The sequence below is a fragment of the Candidatus Methylomirabilis sp. genome (assembly GCA_036000645.1).
Lineage (GTDB): Bacteria > Methylomirabilota > Methylomirabilia > Methylomirabilales > JACPAU01 > JACPAU01.
On record DASYVA010000017.1, the window covers coordinates 20,365 to 36,351 of the forward strand.

General features: G+C 71.7%; 17 protein-coding genes and 1 tRNA gene. All 18 read left to right on the plus strand.

Translation table 11 applies throughout. The features are described 5' to 3' along the window. Positions 1-3 precede the first annotated feature (3 nt). On the plus strand, positions 4-648 hold the full coding sequence (hisH, locus tag VGT06_00665; GenBank protein HEV8661645.1) for an imidazole glycerol phosphate synthase subunit HisH: 645 nt from the start codon (positions 4-6) through the stop codon (positions 646-648). Beyond that, positions 642-1,373, plus strand: coding sequence for a 1-(5-phosphoribosyl)-5-[(5-phosphoribosylamino)methylideneamino]imidazole-4-carboxamide isomerase (gene hisA, locus VGT06_00670; protein ID HEV8661646.1), 732 nt, complete (start codon positions 642-644; stop codon positions 1,371-1,373). Before hisH ends, hisA begins: the two co-directional genes overlap by 7 nt. Before the next feature lies 1 nt (position 1,374). Next, complete coding sequence (gene hisF / locus VGT06_00675) at positions 1,375-2,133, plus strand: imidazole glycerol phosphate synthase subunit HisF (GenBank protein HEV8661647.1); 759 nt, start codon at positions 1,375-1,377, stop codon at positions 2,131-2,133. A 13-nt stretch (positions 2,134-2,146) separates the two neighbouring features. Then, positions 2,147-2,848: a bifunctional phosphoribosyl-AMP cyclohydrolase/phosphoribosyl-ATP diphosphatase HisIE gene (gene hisIE, locus VGT06_00680; protein HEV8661648.1), complete on the plus strand. Its 702-nt coding sequence runs from the start codon at positions 2,147-2,149 to the stop codon at positions 2,846-2,848. Positions 2,849-2,853: 5 nt separating this feature from the next. Further along, entirely contained in the window at positions 2,854-3,198 is a 345-nt protein-coding gene (locus tag VGT06_00685) for a histidine triad nucleotide-binding protein (GenBank protein ID HEV8661649.1), read from the plus strand. A 174-nt stretch (positions 3,199-3,372) separates the two neighbouring features. Then, positions 3,373-3,573 (plus strand): 30S ribosomal protein S21, encoded by a 201-nt coding sequence (gene rpsU / locus VGT06_00690; GenBank protein HEV8661650.1) that lies wholly within the window; start codon positions 3,373-3,375, stop codon positions 3,571-3,573. Further along, positions 3,573-4,040, plus strand: coding sequence for a GatB/YqeY domain-containing protein (locus tag VGT06_00695; GenBank protein ID HEV8661651.1), 468 nt, complete (start codon positions 3,573-3,575; stop codon positions 4,038-4,040). Before rpsU ends, VGT06_00695 begins: the two co-directional genes overlap by 1 nt. Positions 4,041-4,049: 9 nt before the next feature. Then, entirely contained in the window at positions 4,050-4,646 is a 597-nt protein-coding gene (locus VGT06_00700) for a CvpA family protein (GenBank protein ID HEV8661652.1), read from the plus strand. A gap of 25 nt (positions 4,647-4,671) precedes the next feature. Beyond that, complete coding sequence (locus VGT06_00705) at positions 4,672-7,023, plus strand: endonuclease MutS2 (protein HEV8661653.1); 2,352 nt, start codon at positions 4,672-4,674, stop codon at positions 7,021-7,023. Between the two features lie 32 nt (positions 7,024-7,055). Continuing rightward, entirely contained in the window at positions 7,056-8,804 is a 1,749-nt protein-coding gene (gene dnaG / locus VGT06_00710; GenBank protein ID HEV8661654.1) for a DNA primase, read from the plus strand. A 113-nt stretch (positions 8,805-8,917) separates the two neighbouring features. Continuing rightward, the gene (rpoD, locus tag VGT06_00715) at positions 8,918-10,732 is read left to right on the plus strand and encodes an RNA polymerase sigma factor RpoD (GenBank protein ID HEV8661655.1); all 1,815 of its coding nucleotides are present in this window, start codon (positions 8,918-8,920) and stop codon (positions 10,730-10,732) included. Between the two features lie 18 nt (positions 10,733-10,750). After that, positions 10,751-10,823: transfer RNA gene (locus VGT06_00720), tRNA-Ile, on the plus strand. A 62-nt stretch (positions 10,824-10,885) separates the two neighbouring features. Then, positions 10,886-11,593 carry a C4-type zinc ribbon domain-containing protein gene (locus VGT06_00725; GenBank protein ID HEV8661656.1) on the plus strand — a complete coding sequence of 236 codons (708 nt, stop codon included), beginning with the start codon at positions 10,886-10,888 and terminating at the stop codon, positions 11,591-11,593. A 1-nt stretch (position 11,594) separates the two neighbouring features. Beyond that, positions 11,595-12,026, plus strand: a complete 432-nt coding sequence (locus VGT06_00730; GenBank protein HEV8661657.1) for a ribonuclease HI family protein — start codon at positions 11,595-11,597, stop codon at positions 12,024-12,026. Further along, the gene (locus VGT06_00735; GenBank protein ID HEV8661658.1) at positions 12,023-12,478 is read left to right on the plus strand and encodes a DUF721 domain-containing protein; all 456 of its coding nucleotides are present in this window, start codon (positions 12,023-12,025) and stop codon (positions 12,476-12,478) included. The genes VGT06_00730 and VGT06_00735 overlap by 4 nt, the downstream gene beginning before the upstream one ends. Before the next feature lie 258 nt (positions 12,479-12,736). After that, positions 12,737-13,651 carry a UDP-3-O-acyl-N-acetylglucosamine deacetylase gene (gene lpxC, locus VGT06_00740; protein ID HEV8661659.1) on the plus strand — a complete coding sequence of 305 codons (915 nt, stop codon included), beginning with the start codon at positions 12,737-12,739 and terminating at the stop codon, positions 13,649-13,651. Positions 13,652-13,794: 143 nt separating this feature from the next. After that, positions 13,795-14,376, plus strand: coding sequence for a DUF4390 domain-containing protein (locus VGT06_00745; GenBank protein HEV8661660.1), 582 nt, complete (start codon positions 13,795-13,797; stop codon positions 14,374-14,376). Positions 14,377-14,387: 11 nt separating this feature from the next. Beyond that, the coding region (locus tag VGT06_00750; GenBank protein HEV8661661.1) for a PAS domain-containing protein at positions 14,388-15,987 on the plus strand (1,600 nt) is incomplete at its 3' end.

Genomic DNA, 15,987 nt, shown 5'->3' on the forward strand with positions numbered 1-15,987 from the left:
CCCATGATCGCCATCATTGACTCGGGGATCGCCAACCTCCGGAGCGTCCAGAAGGCTCTGGAGCGGGTGGGCCACGAGGCGAAGGTGGTGGAGGATCCCCGGCTGCTCCGGGAGGCGCGGGGGATCGTCCTCCCTGGCGTCGGGGCTTTCGCCGACGGGATCGCCAAGCTCACGCGGGCCGGCTTCATCGAGCCCCTCCTCCGGGAGATCGAGGGGGGCAAGCCGGTCCTGGGCATCTGCCTGGGCCTGCACTTTCTCTTCTCGGAGAGCGAGGAGTTCGGGCGGCACCCCGGCCTGAACCTTCTTCCGGGGAAGGTGGTCCGGTTCCCCGCGCAGCGGCCCGCGGGCGGCGGGGAGATCCCCGCTCCCCTGAAGGTCCCCCTCATCGGCTGGGTCCCGATCCAGATCCGGAGGGAGGTGCCGCTCTTGCGCGGCATCCCGGACGGGAGCCACTTCTACTTCGTGCACTCCTACTACGTGGCGCCGGCGGAGGCGGAGGTCGTGGCCGCCACGGCCACCCACGGGATCCCCTTCACGGCGGTCATCCGGCGGGAGAACCTGATGGCCACCCAGTTCCACCCGGAGAAGAGCCAGGGGCTGGGGCTCACCCTCCTGCGGAACTTCGGGGACCTCGCCGCGCGATGCTGATCATCCCGGCGATCGACCTCCGGGGCGGGCGCTGCGTCCGGCTCCTGCAGGGAGACCCGACCCGGGAGAAGGCGTACAGCGACGATCCGCCCGCCGTGGCATCGGCCTTCGCCGCGGCCGGAGCGTCCCGCCTGCACGTGGTGGACCTGGATGGGGCGCTCGGGACCGGGAGCGGCAATCGCCCCGTCATCGCTCGGATCGCGGCCGCGAGCGGGCTCGCCCTGCAAGTGGGGGGGGGCCTCCGCCGGCTCGTCGACATCGAGGGGGTCCTCACGGCCGGGGCGAACTGGGTCATCCTGGGGACCGCGGCGATCGAGGAGCCGGCCCTGGTCCGGGAGGCGGCCGCGCGGTTTCCGGCGCGGATCCTCGTGGGGATTGACGCCCGGGGGGGGCGAGTGGCGGTGCGGGGGTGGCAGGCCGACACGGGCCGGGACGCCGCGGAGGTGGCCGGGGAGGCGGTCGCCCTCGGCGCGGCCGGCCTCATTCACACGGACATCGCGGCCGATGGGATGCTCCGCGGGCCGAACCTGACCGAGCTCGCGCGGGTCGCGGCGGCCGCCGGCGTCCCGATCCTCGCCTCGGGAGGGATCGGAACGATGGATCACCTCGAGGCGGTGGCGAATCTGGCGCCCCGCGGGGTGACCGGGGCGATCCTCGGGCGGGCGCTCTACGAGGGGACGGTCGACCTGGCCGCGGCCATCCGCCGGTTCCGGGGTGGGCCCTGAGGTGGTGGCCAAGCGAATCATCCCGTGCCTGGATGTCAAGGACGGGCGGGTGGTCAAGGGGGTGCGGTTCGTGGATCTCCGGGACGCCGGCGATCCCGCGCAGGCGGCGGCGGCCTACGACGCCGCCGGCGCCGATGAGCTGGTCTTCCTGGACATCACCGCCTCGCACGAGCGGCGCAAGATCCTCCTGGAGGTGGTCCGGCGGACGGCCGAGCAGGCCTTCACGCCCCTCACGGTGGGGGGCGGCATCACCTCCCTCGAGGACATCCGGACGCTGCTCCTCGCCGGCGCCGACAAGGTCTCGATGAACACGGCGGCCGTGCAGGACCCGGACCTGATCCGGGAGGCGGCCGGGCGGTTCGGGAGCCAGTGCATCGTGCTGGCCATCGACGCCCGGGCGCGCCCGGGCGGGGGCTGGGAGGTGTTCGTCCACGGGGGGCGCACGCCCACGGGTCGCGAGGCCGTCGAGTGGGCGCGGCGAGGAGCAGCGCTCGGGGCCGGGGAAATCCTCCTGACCAGCATGGACCGGGACGGGACGAAGGACGGCTACGACCTGGCCCTGACCGCCGCGGTGGCGGCTGCCGTGCCGGTCCCGGTCATTGCCTCCGGCGGCGCCGGGAAGCCGGAGCACCTGTATGCGGCCCTGACGGCGGGAGGGGCGGATGCGGCGCTGGCCGCCTCGATCTTCCACTTCGGCGAGCTGAGCATCCCGCAGGCGAAGGCGTACCTGAGGGAGCGGGGCGTCCCCGTACGCCCCTGAAGACGGGGAAGGGATGGACGAGCTGCTGGCCACGCTGACCTTCGATGCCCAGGGCCTGATCCCCGCCGTCATACAGGATGACGCCAACGGGGACGTCCTCATGGTGGCCTACATGAACCGGGAGGCCCTGGAGAAGACGCTGCGGAGCGGCCTGACCCACTTCTACAGCCGCTCGCGCCGGCGCATCTGGCAGAAGGGGGAGACCTCGGGGCACATCCAGCGGGTCCGGAGCGTCCACCTCGACTGCGACGCCGACGCCCTCCTCCTCCGGGTGGAGCAGGTGGTGGCGGCCTGTCACACCGGGAACCGCTCCTGCTTCTTCACGCGGCTTAAGCCGGATGGCCTCAGGACCGAGGAGGGGGAGCTGCGCTTCGACCCCGCTGTGGTCTACGGGGGGCTGCCGGCCGTGCTGCAGCGGGTCTTCGCGACCGTGCGGGGGCGGAAGGCCGCGGCCCCCCCCGGCTCCTATGTGGGGGACCTGTTCGCCGCCGGCCGGGAGCGGATCCTCAAGAAGATCGGCGAGGAGACGACCGAGCTCCTCCTGGCCGCCCAGGGGGGGGAGCGGGAGGCCATCCGCTACGAGGTGGCGGACCTCTGGTTCCACACGCTGGTCCTCCTGGCGGAGTGCGGCCTCACCCTGGAGGAAGTGGCAGGGGAGCTGGCGCGACGTGAGGGGAAGCGGAAGCCGGAGTATGGGCCGCCGGAAGGGGGGTGAGGCTGGTGCCGGAGTGCCTCTTCTGCAGGATCGCGGCGAAGGAGGTCCCCAGCAAGGCGGTCTACGAGGACGGGGACCTCTACGCCTTCGAGGACATCAGTCCCCAGGCCCCCGTGCACGTCCTGCTGGTGCCCAAGCAGCACCTGGCCCACGCGCTGGACCTGACGGAGGCCTCGGCCCCCCTCATCGGGCGGCTCATCCTGGCGGCCAATCGGATCGCGCGGGAGCGGGGGGTGGCGGAGAGCGGGTTCCGGCTGGTTCTGAACACCAACCGGGATGGGGGGCAGCTCATCTTCCACCTCCACCTGCACCTGCTGGCGGGCCGGCCGATGGGGTGGCCGCCCGGCTAGGCGTCCGAGATTCCGGTTGACAAGAGGGCGGCCGCCCGCCTATATTTACGGTGATCGATCTTCCTGGTGGACTGATCGCGAAACCCTTTGGATCCGCGGGCATCGGCCCTGGGACACAAAGGGTTTTGCGTCTTTGTATGCTGACGCAAACCCAGCGAGAGGGGGGTGGGTCGCTTGACCAGTGTCGTGGTAAAGGAGGACGAGAGCTTCGAGACTGCCCTCCGCCGGTTCAAGAAGCAGGTCGAAAAGGCGGGAGTCCTCTCCGAGCTCCGCAAGCGCGAGCACTACGAGAAGCCCAGCGTCCGCCGCAAGAAGAAGGCGCTCGCGGCCCGCAAGAAGATGCTGAAGAAGATGCGGCTGATGCAGGGGCCTTGATGGGGCTCCGCGCCCGTCTCGACGCTGACCTGAAGGAAGCCCTGAAGGCGGGAGAGAAGATCCGGGCGTCGGCCATCCGGATGCTCCTGACTGCCGTCAAGACCAAGGAGGTGGCGGAGGACCGGCGCGGCGATCGCCGGGCCCCGCTCCCGGACCCGGAGGTCCTCCAGGTCATCGCTAGCGCCTGCAAGCAGCGCCGGGACTCCATCGAGCAGTTCCGGGCCGGCGGGCGGCAGGATCTGGTGGAGAAGGAAACCGCGGAGCTGGCCGTGCTGGAGGCCTACCTCCCCCGGGCGCTGGCGCCCGAGGAGCTCCGGGCGGCCGTGGCCGAGGCGATCCGCGAGACCGGCGCCACTTCCCCCCGGGACATGGGGAAGGTGATGAGCCGCCTGATGCCCGAGTTGGCCGGGCGGGCTGACGGCAAGCTGGTGAGCGAGCTGGTCCGGGAGGCGCTCGGCAAGACCTGACGGAGGGCTATGGGCGGGATCGACTGGCTCTTCGGCGCGGTCCTGGCCGGGTTTGCCGTGCGCGGCTTGTGCAGGGGACTCCTGCTGGAGTCCCTTGCGTTTTTTGGCCTCCTGGCCTCGACGGCCGTCGCCCTCGCGGGGGCGGGCCGGACCTCAGCCGCCCTGGCGGCGCTGGGCGTGCCGGGGCTCGTCAGTCTGGTCCTGGCCGGCGCCGGCCTCTTCCTGCTGGGGCTCCTGTGCACCGACGGCGCCGAGCGGCTCGCCCGCGCCCGCCTGAAGGAGTGGCGGAGGACGCGGACCGACCGGGCCGGGGGGGCCCTGGCCGGCCTGCTCAAGGGCGCCCTCCTGCTGAGCCTGGCGGCCGCCCTCCTCCTCCACGACGCGGTACCGCGGCTCCTCCGCCAGCCCGCGGAGGAGGGAGCCCTGCCGCGCCTTCTCGCCCCCGCCTCCCGCATACTCTACCAGGTGGCCCGCCCCCTCATCCCGGCGGGGCTCCTGGAGCGCGGAAAGGCCTTGGCGGTGGAGTGGGCCGCACGCGAGATCCTGCAGTCCACGCCGGCCGAGGCCCCTCGCCGGTCCCCGGTTCCCCGGGTTCGGCCCGCGTGAGGCCGCCCGTCCTCCGAGTCCCTCCATGGATGCGCACGCCCTGAAGGTACTGGAGTTTCCGGCGGCCCTGGCCTGCCTCGCGCGGGAGGCGGCGACCTCCCTGGGCCGGGAGGCGGCGGAGACCCTCACCCCCGGCAGCGATCCGACAGCCATCGCGGAGGCGCTCGACGCCGTCACGGAGGCCCGCGAAGCACTCCACGCCACCCGCCTCCCGATGGACGGGGTCCACGACATCCGGGAAGCCGTCGCGGCGGCGCGCGTGGCGGGGTCGTGCCTGGACCCGGTCACGCTGGGGGAGATCGCCTCCACCCTCGAGGCGGCTCGCCGCCTCCGGGCTGCCGGCGCCGCCCTGCAGGGGCCGTGGCCGCGCCTGAAGGCTGCCGCCGCACGGCTCACCCCGCCGGCCGAAGTCCTGGCGGAGCTCCGGCGGTGCCTGGCCCCGGACGGATCGGTCGCCGACGAGGCCAGCGCCGAGCTCCGGCGGCTCCGCAAGCAGGTGGCGGCCCAGCGGGAGGCGATCCTGGCCACGCTGCACGCCCTCCTGCAGGCGGCCGCGGGCCAGGGGGCCGTAGCCGAGCCCTTCGTGACCCTTCGCAACGACCGCTATGTGATCCCGGTGACCCGGGAGGGGCGCGGCCGGATCCGGGGGGTCGTCCAGGACCAGTCGGCCAGCGGGCAGACGCTCTTCGTGGAACCGGAGGGGGTGGTGGAGCAGAACAACCGCCTCCGCCTCCTCCGGCAGGCCGAGGAGCGGGAGGTCCGGCGGGTCCTGACCCGGCTCACCGGGCTCGTGGCCGCCCAGGCGGAGGCCGTCGAGGCGACGGTGCAGGCCCTGGCCGCCCTGGACCTCCTCCTGGCCAAGGCGCGGCTGGCCGACCGCTGGGGCGCGGCCCGCCCGGCCCTGGCCGCCGACGGGCGCCTGATCCTGCGGCACGCCAGGCACCCCCTGCTCCTGGAGCAGGCCGATCGCTCCGAAGCCCAGGTCGTCCCGATCGATCTGGAGGTGGGGGGCCGCTTCCGCGTCCTGGTCATCACCGGGCCCAACACCGGTGGCAAGACCGTGGCCCTGAAGACGGCCGGCCTGCTGAGCCTGATGGCCCTTGCCGGCCTCCACGTCCCGGCCTCGCCCGACTCGGCCGTCCCGATCTTCGATGCCCTCTTCGCCGACATCGGCGACGAGCAGAGCATCGCTCAGAACCTCAGCACGTTCTCCTCCCACATCGGCCAGATCGGTCGCATCCTGGCCGCGGTCACGGCTCGTTCCCTCGTCCTCCTGGACGAGCTGGGGGCCGGGACCGACCCGGCGGAGGGGGCGGCCCTTGCGGTGGCCGTCCTCGAGGCCCTCCTGCAGGAGGGGCCGGCCGTGGTGGCCACGACGCACCTCGAGGCGGTGAAGGTCCACGCCGCCCGGACACCGGGGATGGAGAACGCCAGCGTCGAGTTCGACCTGGAGACCCTCCGGCCCCGGTACCGGCTGAGCCTCGGCGTGCCGGGGCACTCGTTCGCCCTGGAGATCGCCTCTCGGCTGGGCGTCCCCGCCCCCATCGTGGCCCGGGCGCGGGAACTTCTGGGGCCGGCGATGCTCCGCGCGGGCGACCTGGTCACCGCCCTGGCCTCGGACCGGCAGGCGGCGGAGGCGGCCCGCCGCGAGGCCGAGGGCCTGCTGGCGGAGGCGGCGGAGGCCCGGGAGCGCTATCAGAGCCTCTGGGCCGAGCTGCAGCGCGAAGCGGCGGCGCTCCGGCGCCAGGCGCGAGCGGACGCCGAAGCCGCGGTCCTTGCCGCGCGCCGGGAGGCGGAGCAGCTGGTGGCGCGCCTCCGGGCCGCCGGCGCCGATCGAGAGGCGATCCGGGCCTTCCAGCGGGACCTGGCGGATCTGGGGCGGCGGGTGGGAGAAACGGTCGGGCCGCCTCCGGGGCCTGTGCCGTTGCCGGACCTGCGGCCGGGCCAGGCGGTCCGCCTCCCCGCATACCGGCAGCGGGGGACGGTCCTGGAGGAGGTGGCCGCCGACGGCACAGTGGCGGTCCAGCTCCCGCTCGGAAAGGTCCGGGTCCCGGCCGCGGAGGTCCACCCGGCGGGGCCCGCCGAGGAGCCCGCCGCCGTCGCCGCGACGGCACCGGCCGTGGAAGAGCTCCCGCTGGAGCTGAACCTGCTCGGGGCGCGGGTGGAGGAAGCGGTCAGCCGGACCGAGAAGTACCTGGACGACGCGTTCCTGGCCGGGGCCCCCCGGGTCCGGATCGTGCACGGGAAGGGGACGGGGGCGCTCCGGCGGGCGATCACCGAGTTGCTGCGCGCCCACCCGCTGGTGGAGCGGTTCTCCCTGGCTGAGGCCAGCGAGGGGGGGAGCGGCGCCACGGTGGTGGAGCTCACGCGGCGCTGAGGGGTCCCCCGGCGCGGCGGCAGGGGAGGAGCATGACCGGCCTGATCCCGAGCGAGCTGGTGGCCACCGTCCTGAGCAGCACCGACATCGTGGAGCTCATCGGCGGCTACCTCCCCCTCACCCGGGCCGGGCGCTCCTTCAAGGCCCTCTGTCCCTTTCACAGCGAGAAGACCCCCTCCTTCATGGTCAACCCCGACCGGCAGATCTTCCACTGCTTCGGGTGCGGGGAGGGGGGGGATGCGGCCCGCTTCCTGATGCGGCGGGAGGGCTTCTCGTTCCCTGAGGCCATCGAGTTTTTGGCGCAGCGGGCCGGGGTCCCGCTCCCGCGCCGGCGCGGAGGGGGGGGGCGGGAGCAGGAGGACGGCCGCCTGCGCCTCTACGAGGTCCAGCGGGCCGCCTGCGAGTACTTTCGGCAGAGCCTGCAGGCGAAGGAAGGCGAGGCGGCGCAGGCGGCGTTGGCGGGGCGGGGGATCCTCCCCGAGACGATCGAGCGCTTCCAGCTGGGCTACGCGCCGGACGCCTGGGAGGGCCTGGTCCGCTTCCTCACCCAGCGCGGCTTTCCGCCCCGGCTCATGGAGGGGGGTGGCCTGGTCATCCCGCGGCCCGCCGGGAAGGGACAGTACGACCGGTTCCGGGATCGCCTGATGATCCCGATCCAGGACCCGGCGGGCAAGATCCTGGGGTTCGGGGGGAGGGCTCTCGGGGCCCAGGAACCCAAGTACATGAACTCCCCCGAGACGGCGATCTACCGGAAGGGACACCAGCTCTTCGGGCTCCCCGTGGCGGCCCGAGCGCTGCGCGAGACGGGCAGGGCGGTGCTCGTGGAGGGCTACTTCGACTGCATCGCGCTGCAGCAGGCGGGGATTGCCGAGGCGGTGGCGGTCCTGGGGACCGCCCTCACCCGCGAGCAGGCGTTGCTCCTGCGCCGGTATGTGGACCAGGTCACCCTGGTCTTCGATCCGGACCGCGCCGGGCAGCAGGCGGCGTGGCGCGGGCTCGAGCTCACGCTGGAGACGGGGCTGGGGGCGGCAGTCGTCCCCCTCCCCGAGGGGACCGACCCCGACGGCTTCATCCGGAAGGAGGGGCCTGAGCCCTTCCGGGCCCGCCTCGCCTCCGCACAGGATCTGGTGGACTTCGCGCTCGGACAGGGACCGGTGCGCGGCGGGGTCGAGGGGGGCGTGCGGGCGGCGGACCGGGTCCTCCCGGTCCTGGCTCGGCTCCCGGATGGGATCCGCAAGACCCGCTACATCCAGCGGCTCGCGGAGCGGCTGGGGGTCCCGGAGCAAGCGGTCCTGGCGGAGCTGGCGCGACTCCCGGTGAGCCGGTCGCCCCGACCGGAGCCGGGCGCGGGGCTCCCGCCGCCTCCGCCGCTGGTGCCGGAGGAGAAGCTCCTCCTGCAGCTCCTCCTCCTGTTTCCCGTCCTGCGCGAGCGCGTCCGCCAGGAGGCGCCGGGGATCCAGGGGGAGGCCACCCGCTCCATCCTGGAGGTGCTGGCGGGCCCCGAGGGGCGAGAGGAGGGGCTCCTCGCTCGGGCCCTCGCCCACCACCCCCGGGAGGACGTCCGGCGGCTCGCCTCGGAGTTCCTGGTCGCGGACCCGGAGGCCTTCCCGGAGCCCGCGCGGATGCTCCAGGACTGTCTCAAGCGGATCCGCCTCCGGGCCGATCGCCCCGGGCTCAGGGAACTCCAGCGCCAGATCGGCGAGGCGGAAGAGCGCGGGGACCCGGAGGCGGTGGCACGACTCCAGGCGGAATACCAGGAGCGGATCCGCCGCGCTGGCTAGAGGGTGCAGCGTGTCATATACTTAGTGTTTGGGCGCAAATGCTCCCCGCCAAACGACGGGGATTGTAGGCAACCGGCGTCCGGGATCGGCAAGACCAAGGAGGGGCAGGGCAGATGGCGGAGGCAGGCCGCGTCGAGGAACTGAAGGCGCTGATCGCGCTCGGGAAGAAGAAGGGCTACCTCACGTACGAGGAGATGAACACGCACTTGCCCGAGGACGTCACGTCCCCGGAGCAGATTGATAACATCCTGAGCCTGTTCGACGAGATGGACATCGAAGTGGTGGATGCCCCGGAGAAGGCGAAGCGGGCGAGCCCCGAGGCCTCGCCCGTGGTGGAGCCGCCCCACGAGGCGGAGCTGGACCTCTCCCCGGCCCCCGTGGGGCGGACCGATGACCCGGTCCGCATGTACCTCCGGGAGATGGGGAAGACGCCCCTGCTCACCCGGGAGGGGGAGATCCGGATCGCCAAGCGGATCGAGGAGGGGCGCCACGAGGTGACGGAGGCGGTCTGCCGGTCCGGGGTCGCGGTCCGGGAGGTCCTCTTCCTGACGGAGCGCCTCCTCCAGGGGAAGCTCCACGCGGCCGATCTGGTCGCGCTGAACGAGTTCGACGAGATCTCCGAGCAGAAGGAGCGGGAGATCGTCAAGGAGCTGTCCCCCACCCTCCGGAGCCTGAAGCGGCAGCACGACAAGATGGAGGCCCTGGCGGCGCTCAAGGTCCGGGCCATCAGCCGGGGGAACACGAAGCGGGCGGAGAAGCTGGGGGTGGAGCTGCAGGCCTGCCGGGCCGCCCAGGCCGCCCTCCTGCGCAAGCTGAACCTGAACCAGCGGGTCATCGACCGGATCGTGGCGCGGATGCGCAACATCCTGGAGCGGGTGGAAAAGGCGGAGCGGGAGATCCGGGAGCTGCAGCGCGCCGGCAAATTCTCCCAGGCCGACGTGGGGGCGTTTATCGCGGCGGGGGAGCGCAACGGCACCGCCATCCGCTCGGTGATGCGCCGCTCCCGGCTCTCGAAGGAGCGGCTCCAGGAGTACGAGCGGATGTTCCAGGCCGCGGCCAAGAGGATCGAGAAGGCGGAGCAGGAGGCGGAGGCCTCTTCGGCGGAGATCAAAGAGGTGCTCGAAGCGATCCGCCGCGGGGAGGCGAAGGCGCTGGAAGCGAAGAAGGAGATGGTGGAGGCGAACCTTCGCCTGGTCATCAGCATCGCCAAGAAGTACACGAACCGGGGCCTCCAGTTCCTGGACCTGATCCAGGAGGGAAACATCGGCCTGATGCGGGCCGTGGACAAGTTCGAATACCAGCGGGGGTACAAGTTCTCCACCTACGCGACCTGGTGGATCCGGCAGGCCATCACCCGGGCGATCGCGGACCAGGCCCGGACCATCCGGATTCCGGTCCACATGATCGAGACCATCAATAAGCTCATCCGGGCCTCCCGGCACCTGGTCCAGGAGATGGGGCGGGAGCCCACCCCGGAGGAGATCGCCCAGAAGATCGACCTGCCGGTGGACAAGGTGCGGAAGGTCCTCAAGATCGCCCAGGAGCCCATCTCCCTGGAGACCCCGATCGGCGAGGAGGAAGACTCCCACCTGGGGGACTTCATCGAGGACAAGGGAGTGGTCTCCCCCCTGGAGGCGGTCATCGGGATGAACCTGAGCAACCAGACCCACGAGGTCCTGAAGAGCCTGACCCCGCGGGAAGAGAAGGTCCTGCGGCTCCGGTTCGGCATCGGCGACGGCTGCGATCACACCCTGGAGGAGGTGGGCCAGCGCTTCGACGTCACCCGGGAGCGGATCCGGCAGATCGAGGCGAAAGCCCTCCGCAAGCTCCGCCATCCAACCCGGAGCAAGAAGCTCAAGTCGTTCGTGGAGGCGGTCGGCGAGGGGCTGGGGGTCGAAGGGGGAGATGTCACCTCCGAGGACTCCTGAGCCCCGCTCTCGGGCCGCGGGCCCATAGCTTAGCGGGAAGAGCGACCGGCTCATAACCGGCCAGGCCCTGGTTCGAATCCAGGTGGGCCCACCCTCTCCGGGGCCGGGGCAGCGGAGCCCGGCGCGGTCGCCCCCAGACGGACCGGAGTCAGCGTGCCCTTACCAGAAGTCGAAGGGCTGATCGGCCTTCAGGAACTGGACCAGCGGATTGCCAGCCTGGAGGTCGCCGCCCGCGCCATCCCTCCCTTCATCCGCGACCTGGAGGCCCGGCTCCAGGCCTCCCGGGGCGCCCGCGAGGCGGCCCGGGAGACCCACGCCCAGCTGGAGAAGGCCCGCCGCCTGAAGGAGGGCGAGCTCAAGCAGGTCGAAGAGCAGGCCAAGGAGAAGCAGGCCCGCCTCTGGGAGATCCGGAAGAACGAGGAGTACAGCGCGGTCCTGAAGGAGATCGAGCTGCTGAAGGCCAAGCGGTCCGCCCTGGAGGAGGAGATCCTCCACCTCTTTGATCAGATCGAGGAGGCCTCCCGGACCGTGGCGGCGCAGGAGGGGGAGCTCCGGGAGCGGGAGGCGGAGTTCGCCCGGCTGCGGGGAGCGAAGGAGGCCGAGCTCGCCAAGCTGCAACAGGAAATCGGGGCGTTGGCGCAGCAGCGGACCGACCAGGCTCGCCGGATCGAGGCCGGCCTCCTCCAGAGTTACAGCCGCCTCCTGAAGAGCCGGGGTGGCCTCGCGGTGGTTCCGGTGAAGGACGGCTCCTGCAGCGGCTGCTTCGTGGCTCTCACCCCCCAAGCGCACAATGAGGTCCGGAAGGGCGAAGCCCTCATGACCTGCGCCAACTGCCAGCGTATCCTCTACTGGAAAGGCTAGGATGGGGGGGCGCCCCGCGGCCGCCATCCTCCGGATCGACGGGGCCTCGCGGGGCAACCCCGGGCCAGCCGGCTGCGGGGTCATCCTCGAGGACGCCGACGGGGGGCGCGAGGAGCACCTCCGCTACCTGGGGCGGGCGACGAACAACGCGGCCGAGTACCAGGCGCTTCTGCTGGGCCTCGACCGGGCCGCCGCCCGCGGCTATCGGACCGTGGAGGTCCGCTCCGACTCCGAGCTCCTGGTCCGGCAGATGACCGGCGTCTACCGGGTCAAGCACCCCGGACTCCAGGCCCTCCACCGCGCCGTCCGCCGCGTGCTCCCGCGCTTCGAGGAGGTCCGGTTTACCCACGTGGACCGGGAGGCCAACGCCGAGGCGGATCGCCTGGCGAACCTGGCCATCGACCGCGCGCTGGTGGGAGGGAGCCGGCGGTGAGGCCCCTGCGGACCCCGACCCCGCTCCGGATCCTCCTGCCCGAGACGCTCCGAGCGCTGGGTCTCGAGCGGCCCCTCAAGGCGGCGAGCCTGGAGGGCCTCTGGCCTGAAGTCGTCGGGCAGGAGGTGGCCGAGCGGACGCGTCCCGGCCCGATCTCCCGGGGGCGCCTGACCGTCCTGGTCGCGGACAGCGTGTGGCTCCAGCAGCTCACCATGCTGAAGCCCCGCCTCATCGAGGGCCTGAACCGACGCCTCGGCGAGCCCCTCGTTCGGGATCTCTTCTTTCGGGTGGGGACCCTTCCCCCGGTTGCCGCCCTCCCCGTCGCCCCCCCTCCCCCGCCTCCGGCCGAGCCCCCTTCTCAGGTGATCCTCGACGCCTACCTGGCCCCGGTCCAGGGGCTCCCCTGCGAGCCGGCCCTGGCCCGCATCCTTCGGCGGGCCCTGGCGCGCTGAATCCTGTGGCTCGTGGGCCACACGAATGTTCCCGGGTTGCAGGAAGGCCACAGCGTCGTGGCGCATCAGCCACTCCGGGGAGCGTCTCCGCCGAGGGGGTGGATTTTGTAACATGTTAATTTTAATAGATTGAATGGCTATTGTGAAGGAGTGTGAAGGAGATTGATCCATTGGTCCCCGGCTTGCAAACTCCCACGGTGGCCTCTTGCGATCCCGGACCCGCGGCTAGGCGCCGCGCCGGTTCGGGTGAGGGACCCCGTGAGTCACCAGAAGACAATCCGCCGTCCCGTGAGCTGTGGGGGGATCGGACTCCACACGGGGAAGGCCGTCGAGCTCACCCTGCTCCCGGCCCCTCCCGCCAGCGGGATTACCTTCGAGCGGGCGGACCTCCCGGGCGCCCCCACCATCCCCGCTCGGCCGGAGCACGTGGCGGACGTGCACTACGCGACCACGCTCGCCCGGGACGGCGTTCAGGTGAAGACGATCGAGCACCTGATGGCCGCCCTGTCCGGTCTCGGCGTGGACAACCTCCGCGTCCGCTTGACCGGTCCTGAGGTCCCGATCCTGGACGGGAGCGCCGCCCCGTTCGTGGCCCTCCTGAAGACCGCCGGGATCCGCCGCTACCTCCTCCCCAAGACCCCGATCCGCGTGCAGCGGCCCATCACGGTTCGGGCCGGGGATCGGTGGATCGGCATCGAGCCGGCTGACCGCCTGGTGGTGGAGTACACCATGGCCTTCGGCCACCCGAAGTTTCCGGACCAGCGGGTTGCCCTCACCGTGAACCGGGAGACCTTCATTCGGGAGCTCGCGCCCTGCCGGACCTTCGGATTCCTCCGGGACGTCCAGTACCTCTGGAGCCAGGGGTTGGCCCTGGGGGGGTCCCTGGAGAACGCCGTAGTCATCGGCGAGGAGGGCGTGTTGAACGAGGCTCTCCGCTTCGAGGATGAGATGATCCGCCACAAGGTACTGGACCTCATCGGGGACCTCTACCTTCTGGGGCGGCCGGTCCAGGGCAAGGTGACGGCTCACGGGGCCGGCCACGCCCTGCACAGCCAGCTGGCCCGAGAGATCCTCCGGCAGCACCGGGCGGCGGAGATGGCAGTCGGAGCCACGGAGCCGGCCTGGGAGCCCACCCTCCTCACCCCCAAGCCCCTCTCGCCCGCGGCACTGTAACCCTCCTCCCGCCTTGCCAAGCCGGGCCCCTTTGGCTATAGTGAGGGCGGCGGTGTGCCCCGGGCCGCCGCGCGGTACGCCGGGGGGGACCCGGGCAGCCCGGCCCGCGACAGGGCGGCCCCCTTCGGAAGAGGCGCTGGCGGTTGCGGCTCCGACTCCCCGCACTTCTCCTCTGCTGCTGGCTCGTCTCCCTCCTCGCCCCCTGGCCGTCGGCCCAGGCGGCCGGCGCCCGCATCACGGATATCATCGTCACCCAGGCCTCGGAGCAGCTCGTGGTCTTCGCCACCCTCGAGGAGGCCTTCACCCCGGAGATCGAGGAGAGCATCGTAAACGGGGTGCCGACCACCTTCACCTACCTGCTGCGCCTGATGCGGCAGCGGGCCTTCATCCCGGACGCGGAGGTGGCGGCCCTGACGGTGCGGCAGCGGGTGGCCTACGATCTTCTGAAGGACGAGTTCCAGCTTGTGCGCGAGGACGGCCGCCGCAACAGCACCCGGCTGACCAAATCCTACGGCGAGGTGAAGCGGTGGATGGCGGAGCTTGCCGGGGTGACGGTGGCCTCCCGGAAACTCCTGGAACCGGAGGAGCGCTACTACGTCCAGGTGAAGGCGGAGATCCGGTCGGTGAGCCTGGTCTTCCCCCTCAACTACCTGCTCTTCTTCGTCTCCTTCTTTAACTTCGACACCCCCTGGGCGGCGTCCTCCCTGTTCCGGGTGAGCCGCTGAGGAGGGCCGGGATGGATCCCCAGACAGCCCTGCAGGAGAAGCGGCGGCGGCGGACCCGGCTGATTGTCATGGCTGCCCTGGCGGCGGTGACGGTTCTGACGGCTGTCCAGGTGTTCATCCACCAGCTCTCCGTCCAGAGTCCCATCGCGTCCAATATCCTCGTCTTCGCCCTGGTGAACGTCAACCTGCTCCTCTTGCTGGTCCTCGTCCTGCTGGTCTTCCGGAGCCTCTTCAAGGTCTACATGGAGCGCCGGAACAACCTCCTGGGCGCTCGGTTCCGGACCAAGCTGGTGGTCGCCTTCCTGGCGCTCGCGCTGCTGCCCGCCCTGCTCCTCTTCCTGGTGGCGAGCAACCTCATCACGACCAGCGTGGACAGCTGGTTCAATATTCAGGTGGAGACCTCCCTGCAAAACGCGCTGGAGGTGGCCCAGACCTACTACCGGATCACCCAGGACCGGGTCCTCAACGCCGGGCAACAGTTCGGGCAGGGGGCGGTGGCGGCCGAGCTGCTGCAGGAGGAGAGCCGCGAGGACCTCACGCGGTTGGCCCGGGAGAAGCTGGTGGAGCACCGGCTGAGCAGCCTGCAGATCTTCGACCGGCGGGGGCGCGAGCTCGCCCGGGTGGAGGAGCCGGGCGGACCCGACGCGGCGCGCCTCACCGGGACCTCGCGCCTGGTGGAGGAGGCGCTGCAGGGGAAGAGCCAGTCCCTCATCCAGAAGCTGGAGGCGGGGGACCTGATCCGGGGGGTCGTGCCGGTCGTGGGCCGGGGGCCGGGCGGGCAGATCCTGGGGGCCGTGGCGGTCAGCGCCTATGTCCCCGCCGGGCTGGCGGACAAGGCCGCGGACATCACGGTGGGGATCAAGGAGTACAAGCAGCTCCGGATGCTCAAGACCCCCATCAAGGGCATCTACATCATGCTCTTCCTGATGGTGACCCTCCTGGTCCTCTTCGCGGCCATCTGGACCGCCGTGCACATGGCCCGGGGGATCACCGCCCCCATCCAGCAGTTGGCGGAGGCGACGAGGGCGGTGGCCGCCGGGGACCTCACCTACCGGGTCCAGGTCCAGGCGGACGACGAGATCGGCATCCTGGTGGACTCCTTCAACCGGATGACGGGGGACCTGCTGCGGGGCAAGGCGGAGCTGACGGATGCCAACCTGGACCTGCAGCGGACCAACGTGGAGCTGGAGCAGCGGCGGGCCTACATGGAACGGGTCCTGGAGAGCGTCGCCGCCGGCGTGCTCTCCCTGGACGCGGCGGGGGCCGTCAACACCATGAACCCCGCCGCCGCCCGGATCCTGGGTCTGGATCCCCCCGCCGCCCTGGGGCGCCCCTACACCGACTGCTTCCCGGAGGCGGAGGCGGCCCCGATTCGCCAGCTCATCGAGCGGATGGCGGTGGGGGGGCAGGGGAGCATGGACGAGCAGGTGACGCTCGCCCGCAACGGCCAGGTGGTCACCCTCGTGGTGAACATCCGCAGCCTGACCGACAAGGCCGGAACCTATCAGGGCATGGTGGTGGTGGTCGACGACATTACCCAGCTCCTCCGGGCCCAGCAGGCCATGGCCTGGCGGGAGGTGGCCCGGCGGATCGCCCACGAGATCAAGAACC

Bases quoted from the DNA above. Each gene is read 5' to 3' on its own strand.
- hisH (HEV8661645.1), top strand. From the start codon at position 4: ATGATCGCCATCATTGACTCGGGGATCGCCAACCTCCGGAGCGTCCAG.
- hisA (HEV8661646.1), top strand. From the start codon at position 642: ATGCTGATCATCCCGGCGATCGACCTCCGGGGCGGGCGCTGCGTCCGG.
- dnaG (HEV8661654.1), top strand. From the start codon at position 7,056: ATGACCGGCCTGATCCCGAGCGAGCTGGTGGCCACCGTCCTGAGCAGC.
- VGT06_00705 (HEV8661653.1), top strand. From the start codon at position 4,672: ATGGATGCGCACGCCCTGAAGGTACTGGAGTTTCCGGCGGCCCTGGCC.
- VGT06_00700 (HEV8661652.1), top strand. From the start codon at position 4,050: ATGGGCGGGATCGACTGGCTCTTCGGCGCGGTCCTGGCCGGGTTTGCC.
- hisIE (HEV8661648.1), top strand. From the start codon at position 2,147: ATGGACGAGCTGCTGGCCACGCTGACCTTCGATGCCCAGGGCCTGATC.
- VGT06_00730 (HEV8661657.1), top strand. From the start codon at position 11,595: ATGGGGGGGCGCCCCGCGGCCGCCATCCTCCGGATCGACGGGGCCTCG.
- VGT06_00695 (HEV8661651.1), top strand. From the start codon at position 3,573: ATGGGGCTCCGCGCCCGTCTCGACGCTGACCTGAAGGAAGCCCTGAAG.
- rpoD (HEV8661655.1), top strand. From the start codon at position 8,918: ATGGCGGAGGCAGGCCGCGTCGAGGAACTGAAGGCGCTGATCGCGCTC.